The sequence below is a fragment of the Nocardioides sp. BGA-UO-ETr-FS32 genome, assembly GCF_059567905.1.
On sequence record NZ_JCAQOX010000003.1, the window covers coordinates 85,437 to 91,759 of the forward strand.

Genomic DNA, 6,323 nt, shown 5'->3' on the forward strand with positions numbered 1-6,323 from the left:
CACGTTGGGCACAGGTGCTCGGTCGTTGTCATCTCCCAGCCCGCCTCGAGGGCGGCGCGGTCGGCATGGGACGGCGTCCACCAACCCGTGCCCTCCGGCGCGGACCGGCCGCAGCGGTCGCACAGAACGACGTAGTGGGCGGTCTCTCGGTAGCACATCAGCCGTGCCCCCCGTCAGCGTGGCTGTCGTCGACCCAGGAGCCGTTCGAGGCGAGCCGGACCATTACGTGGTAGTCGCACATCCGTCCGCCGAGCTCCGCGTGCCGATCGCACCCGGGGAAGTCGCAGACCGCGCCGAGATGCTTCTGCTCACGCCTCCACGCGGCCAGCGCATCTGCATCAGGACCCGAGCCCGGGACCGTGGTGGAAACCTTCTTCTCGCTCATCACGCGGCCACCTCCTCGTTGTGGAGGACGGCGCGGAGCCGGCCTCCGATCCAACAGCCGACCTGGGGTGAGACCGCGTTCCCATAGCCGTCGACCCTGTCGCGCGCCGACCCCCACACCTGGAACGTGCCCTGGTAGTCCGCGAAGTCGACGTCGAAGCCGCAGCCACGACCGATCTCGTGGTCGTACATCATCCGGAAGTAGCAGTCCTCGAGCGCGAGATCCTGGAGCGCCTCACGCAACTCGGCGGTCAGGATGGCGGTCGTATCGCGCGAGGTAAGCGTCCCGAACGGATCCGCGACCGGATGCGGGGAGGTCTCGGTTCCGGTGGAGCCGTTCTGCTTGTACCAGCCGGAGAACAGCAGCGCCTGCGTCGGCTCAGCGGTGACGGCCCCGAGAGGATCGGACACCGGGTGTGCCCGGTACTTCGCCTCGAGGATCGACCCGTTGTTCTTGATGGACCCGGCCGCGGTCAGAAGCCCGGGAATCTGGTCGGCCGTCACCGTCGGCATCGCCTCAGCGTGCGAGGTGGGCGTGGTGTGCCTGCGGTACGGCAGAACGCCCGAGGAGAGAACGCCGAGGCCACCGGAACCGGCGTTGCCCACGACCGTCTCCATCGGCTCTCCCAGGCTCCGGGACGTGCCGTTGGTGCGGTTGGGCAGGATCCGCGCCGAGAGCAGGCCGAGCGTCTCAGACCCGCCCTGGGTCGGGAGCGGCTCATCGACGCCGCGCGGGGCGCCCTGGAAGTTGTTGACCGCCATCGCGACCGGCGGAGTGATCAGACCAGTTCCATTCGTCGAGGTCTGCGAGGGCAGCGGCTGAGAGAAGTCGCGGGTGCGGCACTCCGACCCGGGCCACTCGAAGGTGTTGCCCGCGGCCGCCATCAGCGCACCGGTCGAGAGGACCGCGGTCTCCTGCTGGCTGGTCTGGGTGGCCATCGGCTGCCAGGGGTGGCTCTCCGAGCCACGCTGGGACTTCGCCGGCATCAGCACCGCCGGGAACTCGGCGAACCGCTGGCGGCACCGCTCGGCGCGCGCCATCGTCGCGGCGGCGAGGGGCTTCGCTCGATCACCGATCCGGGTGCCCAGGTTGGACAGGTCGAGGGCGTCGAGCGAGGGCGTGAACGGCGGGATGACCTCGCGGTAGCACGACGGGCAGCGGTAGTTGTACTGCTTGCCGTACCGGACCGAGCCGGTCGGCGGGACGCCGGTCTTCCACGACCACACGGCCTCGACGATGGTCTGGCACTTGTCGCACCACGACTCGGGTCGGTGGTCCAGGTCGGGCGCGGGCAGCTTCTTGTCCCAGAAGACCCAGTACCCGCGGTCGCGGGACTGGCCGACTCCGAAGAACATCGAGTTCAGGTACAGGACCTTGTGGTTGTACCCCAGCAGGCCGAGCTGCTTGAGCCACCACCGGTAGGTCGACCCGTCGCCGACCTTCCGCTTTCCGGGAACGAGCTGGCCCCAGGACGCGAACTCGGTCGTGCACTCGATGAGCATCACCCGCGGGTGGTGCTGGGCGGCGTACTGCAGGACGCAGATCGCCGTCGCACGGTCACGCTCGGACCGGGTGACACGGGCTTCATACTCGGCGTCCTCGAGGTCGAACAGCGTCAGGCCCTCTTCGTACGCCTTCTGCGTGTTCGCCTGGCTGTGGTTGACACAGCTGATGCCCGCAGTGAAGAGGTCTGCGGCAGGAAGGTCTCGCGCCGAGTGGTAGTCGGAGGCCTCCCTGTTGACCAGGTCCGCGATCCAGTGCTCAGCGTTCGGGTGGTTGGCCTCGTGAACCCGCACCTTGTACTCGTTGTGGTTCGCCGCCATGATCACGTCGAAGCCGGCCAGCTCGATCCCCTGCGTGAGACCACCGAAGCCCGAGAAGGCGTCGACAGCCACGAGAGTGTCGTGCTTGAACCGACGTCGCTGCAGCGCCGGGCGCCACTGTGCGGCGCTCATGACGCACTCCCCGAGAAGGTAAGCGCCGCGACGTGGCCATGCTTGGGTACGCGGCCAGCGTGCTCGCCGCACAAGTGCCCGCCGCTGGCGCGGACCCAGCCGATGGGCAGCTCTGCGCACGACGGATCGAGCCACAGTGCGCCCTGGCTGGAGCGAACCGTGATGCCGGCACGGCACGCAGACCGGTGCTCGGGCTTGCCGCCAATGAAGTCGCAGGTGAAGTACGCGGAACCGTGCTCCGCAACGACGTAGATGCTCACGGGGTCACCCCCAGCAGTCGGCCGAGCTGCTCCCACAGGTAGAGCAGGTCGAGGGCCTCGGTGTCCTCGTCGCCCCACTCACGGTGGAAGTCCCGAATCTCGACCAGCCGCTCCGCGTCGCTCAGATGCGCGGCCATGTCGGTCGGCGGGTTCGCGATGAGGTCGACGTCGGCCGGGACACGCCCATCAGCGACCGCAGCGGTTGCCGTCCAGTACGGAGGGTCGGCCTCAGGCGCCCCATGCCGGCAGGTGCAGATCTGGGCGCACATCGGGAGATCCCGGTTCGCGCACTCCTCCGGCCCGTGTCCCTTCTGCGCACATCCCTCGCAGCTGCTCATGTGGTGACCTCCTACGCCTAACGGATGCGGCCCGCGCCGCGGGGTATAGCCTCCCTATACGGTATAGCCCCCCTATACCGTTTGTAAACCCCTTCGCCGCCATCAGTCCCGGCGTGTAGGTCAGCGACATGCCGTCCACATCCCCGCACCGCGCTCCCGGGCCTGGTCTTCGATCTGCACGTACGCGGCGTGGCGCGAGACCGGGTCTGAGCTGTCCCGGGCCGCGGCGGCACCGGACCGGATCTGCGCCCGTCCGATGTCGCGCCCACCTGCCTCGACGTAGCGCAGCCAGCGCCCGTAGGTGTCGACGTCGTCCTGCGTCGGGTCGCTCACGAGCGTGACCTGCGTGCCGGCCGGCAGGAGCTGCCTGAGCAGGCTCGAGGACGGGGAGCCGTAGCACTCCCCTCGCTTGCCCGGCTGCGGGATCTCGGGTGCGCTGATGCCGAGCAACCGCACTCGGACGTCCCGGCCGTTGGGAGTGGCGACCTCGACCGTGTCGCCGTCCAAGACGTGGGCGACGACGCCGGGCGTCCGCTTGCCGGCAGCCACGGGATCGGTGCTCGCGCCCTCGAACAGGTCGCCGCTGGACCCAATGCCGCCGACGATGCTCCGTACGCCGGCGAGGACCACCAGTGCCACGATCGCCAGTGACAGGAGCCGGACCGGCTTGCTCACGATCATCGGCCCACTCCTCCCGTGGTTGGCGCAATCGGGCTCGACGATCCCGCTGCCAGCGCCGCAGGGGTCGTGCCGGGTGCGGGCGGTTGCAGCGCCGGCCGATCCGTCGACGATGGCGGCCCGGACGCGGCCGCGGCCGCGGTGCCCAGCTTCTCCGCGCTCCCGTCGACCTTCTGGTCGTCCAGCAGCTCGAGGAGGTCGCCGGCCTCCGAGTCGGCGTGCACGGAGAGCGCCCGGGAGTGCAGGCCCAGGCGCTCCGCGTCGAGGAAGGCCCGCTTCTGCTCCCAGGCAGGCAGCACGCCGCTGGCCTCGAAGGCCTCGTGCTCGCGCACGTAGGCCTCCTGGCGTGGCGTGAGTGGCTGACCGGGAACGATCGGGCCACACCCGATCGCGTCCGCGCTCGCGACGAACCGCGGGTAGGCGACCTGGTGGTCGCGCCACCTTGCCCGGAACTCCACCAACTGCTGACGGACCTCATCAGGCACCGCCCGCGCGATCGCTTCAACTTCTGTCCACGGGATTACCTCGACCGGGTTGTGCCAGCCGCCGTCGACGCCAAACCCGAGCCCGCGAGCCGCGCCGACGATCCGCTCCCTCGTCTCCGGGTCGTGGTGATTGGTGCCCGACCAGCCGGCCTCCCGGGCGTGGGCGACCTCGGCAGGGTCGATCAGGATCGAGGTCAGCGCCCAGCCCGACCACGACCGCAGCAGCTCGTGCTGCCGCCGGCGGCCGGTCACGATGGTCGGCTGGCTCGCCATCACGCCACCTCGACGTCGGCACCCTCACCAGTGATGCCGGCGTGGTCGTCGGAGTCGGTCTCGAGCTGACGCAGTCGACGTACCGTCGCCTGGTCGAGTCCGGTCAGCTGCATGACGTCCTTGACCGCGAGCCGCTCCGCAACGAGCCGCTCGATCGCGGCCGCGGCCGCGATCTCCGCATCCGTGATCGCCTGCTCGGCCTGGGCCCGTTCCTCCCAGGCGACCTCGACGTCGACCGACGCCTCGTCGATGCGCCGCTCCCGCGCCAGCTGGTCCGGATCCAGCTTCAGCCGACGCTCCCGCGCCGCCTTCAGCCGGGCATCCCGAGCCCGGTCCCGACCTGCCTGTGCCTGTGCCGCCTTCCCCATCGGGGATCACCTCTTCCTTGATCGTCGCGTCACGGAAATCCACCGCGACCCCTTCACAAGCGAGAAGCAACCTCGACCGACCCGGATCGGACACCTCGAGCTCACCGAATTTTCCAAACACCACGAACCCAGCACCGACACTCGACTACTTTCCACATTTCCGAACTCACCAAGTCCCTCGCACCCCATGCACTGTCGGAAATTGGTGCCGGGCAGGTGTCCGAAACCGGGTCGCCGCGGTTGCTTCTCCAGGCGTGATGGGTGTGCACAAGCTCACGGCGGGAGACGGGTACACGTACCTGACCCGTCAGGTCGCCGTGCACGATGCCACCGACCGCGGCCACGCGGGACTGGCCGACTACTACGCCGAGAAGGGCGAGACGCCGGGCCGCTGGTTCGGCGCCGGGCTCGGTGCGCTCGACCTCGAGGTGGGCTCGCAGGTCACCGAGACCCACATGCGGAACCTGTTCGGCGAGGGGCGCCACCCGGACGCTGAGCGGCTGGAGAACGCCGCCCTGGACGCCGGCAAGAGCGTCGAGAATGCCAAGAAGGCCTCCCAGCTCGGCCGGGTGTTCGCCCGGTACCTGGGCAACCAACCGGAGTTCATCCAGGAGACCGCCAAGCGCTACGTCGCCTACAACCTGGCCCGCGGTGAGCACTGGAAGACCCCGGTGCCGGCCGACGTGCGGGCGAAGATCCGCACCGAGCTGGGCAACGAGCACTTCCTCCGCGAGCACGGGCGGGCACCGATCGACGACCGTGAGCGCGGCTCCTTCATGGCCAAGGCCACCCGCCAGCAGACCACCGCGGTAGCCGGATACGACCTCACCTTCGCCCCGGTGAAGTCCGTCTCGACGCTGTGGGCGCTGGCCGATCGCGACGTCGCCAAGGAGATCGAGGCCGCCCATCACTCGGCTGTGGAGGCCACGCTGTCGTGGCTGGAGAAGGAGGTGTTGTTCACGCGCCGCGGCCGCGGCGGCCTCCAGCAGGTCAAGGCGAAGGGCCTGATCGCGGGCATGTTCACCCACCGCGACGCACGCTCCTCCGACCCGCACCTGCACACCCACGTCGCGGTCAGCAACAAAGTCCAGGACGAGACCGGCCGCTGGCTCGCGGTCGACGGACGGGTGCTCTACAAGGCCAACGTCACCCTCGCGGAGATGTACAACACCCTCATCGAGTCCGAGCTCATCGCCCGGCTGGGAGTGCGTTTCGAGAACCGCAGGAGCGGTTTGGACAAGGGTGTCGACAAGCGGCCGGTGCGCGAGATCGTCGGCGTCGACGAGCGGCTGGCCAAGACCTGGTCCAAGCGGCACCGCGCCATCGAGGCCCGCCGCCGCGAGCTGGCGGCCGCCTTCCAGACCGAGCACGGTCGCCCGCCGACCGAAGGTGAGGCCGTCACCCTCGCGGAGAAGGCGTGGGACCAGACCCGCCAGGCCAAGCACGCACCCCGCGCCGAAGCCGACCAGCGGGCCGCGTGGCTGGCCGAGGCCGCCGCGATCATCGGTGGTGAGCAGGCCGTCCGAGACATGGTCGAGGACTGTCTCGGCCACCGCCCGGACGCCCAGGACGTCACCGACG

At 69.6% G+C, this 6,323-nt stretch carries 8 protein-coding genes; 1 reads left to right on the plus strand and 7 read right to left on the minus strand.

Annotated features, from left to right (window positions below):
- Nucleotides 1–157 precede the first annotated feature (157 nt).
- The 7 genes from AC57BS_RS01265 to AC57BS_RS01295 form a co-directional block, all read right to left on the minus strand.
- The gene (locus AC57BS_RS01265; RefSeq protein WP_496409735.1) at nucleotides 158–385 is read right to left on the minus strand and encodes a hypothetical protein; all 228 of its coding nucleotides are present in this window, start codon (nucleotides 383–385) and stop codon (nucleotides 158–160) included.
- Nucleotides 385–2,340, minus strand: a complete 1,956-nt coding sequence (locus AC57BS_RS01270; protein WP_496409736.1) for a DNA cytosine methyltransferase — start codon at nucleotides 2,338–2,340, stop codon at nucleotides 385–387. Before AC57BS_RS01270 ends, AC57BS_RS01265 begins: the two co-directional genes overlap by 1 nt.
- Nucleotides 2,337–2,600 (minus strand): hypothetical protein, encoded by a 264-nt coding sequence (locus tag AC57BS_RS01275; protein WP_496409737.1) that lies wholly within the window; start codon nucleotides 2,598–2,600, stop codon nucleotides 2,337–2,339. Before AC57BS_RS01275 ends, AC57BS_RS01270 begins: the two co-directional genes overlap by 4 nt.
- Complete coding sequence (locus tag AC57BS_RS01280) at nucleotides 2,597–2,869, minus strand: hypothetical protein (RefSeq protein ID WP_496409738.1); 273 nt, start codon at nucleotides 2,867–2,869, stop codon at nucleotides 2,597–2,599. The genes AC57BS_RS01275 and AC57BS_RS01280 overlap by 4 nt, the downstream gene beginning before the upstream one ends.
- A gap of 189 nt (nucleotides 2,870–3,058) precedes the next feature.
- Nucleotides 3,059–3,619, minus strand: coding sequence for a thermonuclease family protein (locus AC57BS_RS01285; protein WP_496409739.1), 561 nt, complete (start codon nucleotides 3,617–3,619; stop codon nucleotides 3,059–3,061).
- A complete protein-coding gene (locus tag AC57BS_RS01290; RefSeq protein ID WP_496409740.1) occupies nucleotides 3,616–4,374 on the minus strand; it encodes a hypothetical protein in 759 nt (252 codons plus the stop codon). The genes AC57BS_RS01285 and AC57BS_RS01290 overlap by 4 nt, the downstream gene beginning before the upstream one ends.
- Complete coding sequence (locus AC57BS_RS01295; RefSeq protein ID WP_496409741.1) at nucleotides 4,374–4,742, minus strand: hypothetical protein; 369 nt, start codon at nucleotides 4,740–4,742, stop codon at nucleotides 4,374–4,376. The genes AC57BS_RS01290 and AC57BS_RS01295 overlap by 1 nt, the downstream gene beginning before the upstream one ends.
- Before the next feature lie 257 nt (nucleotides 4,743–4,999).
- Here AC57BS_RS01295 and mobF point away from each other — a divergent pair.
- Nucleotides 5,000–6,323: MobF family relaxase (mobF, locus tag AC57BS_RS01300; RefSeq protein ID WP_496409742.1), on the plus strand; the 1,324-nt coding region annotated here is incomplete at its 3' end.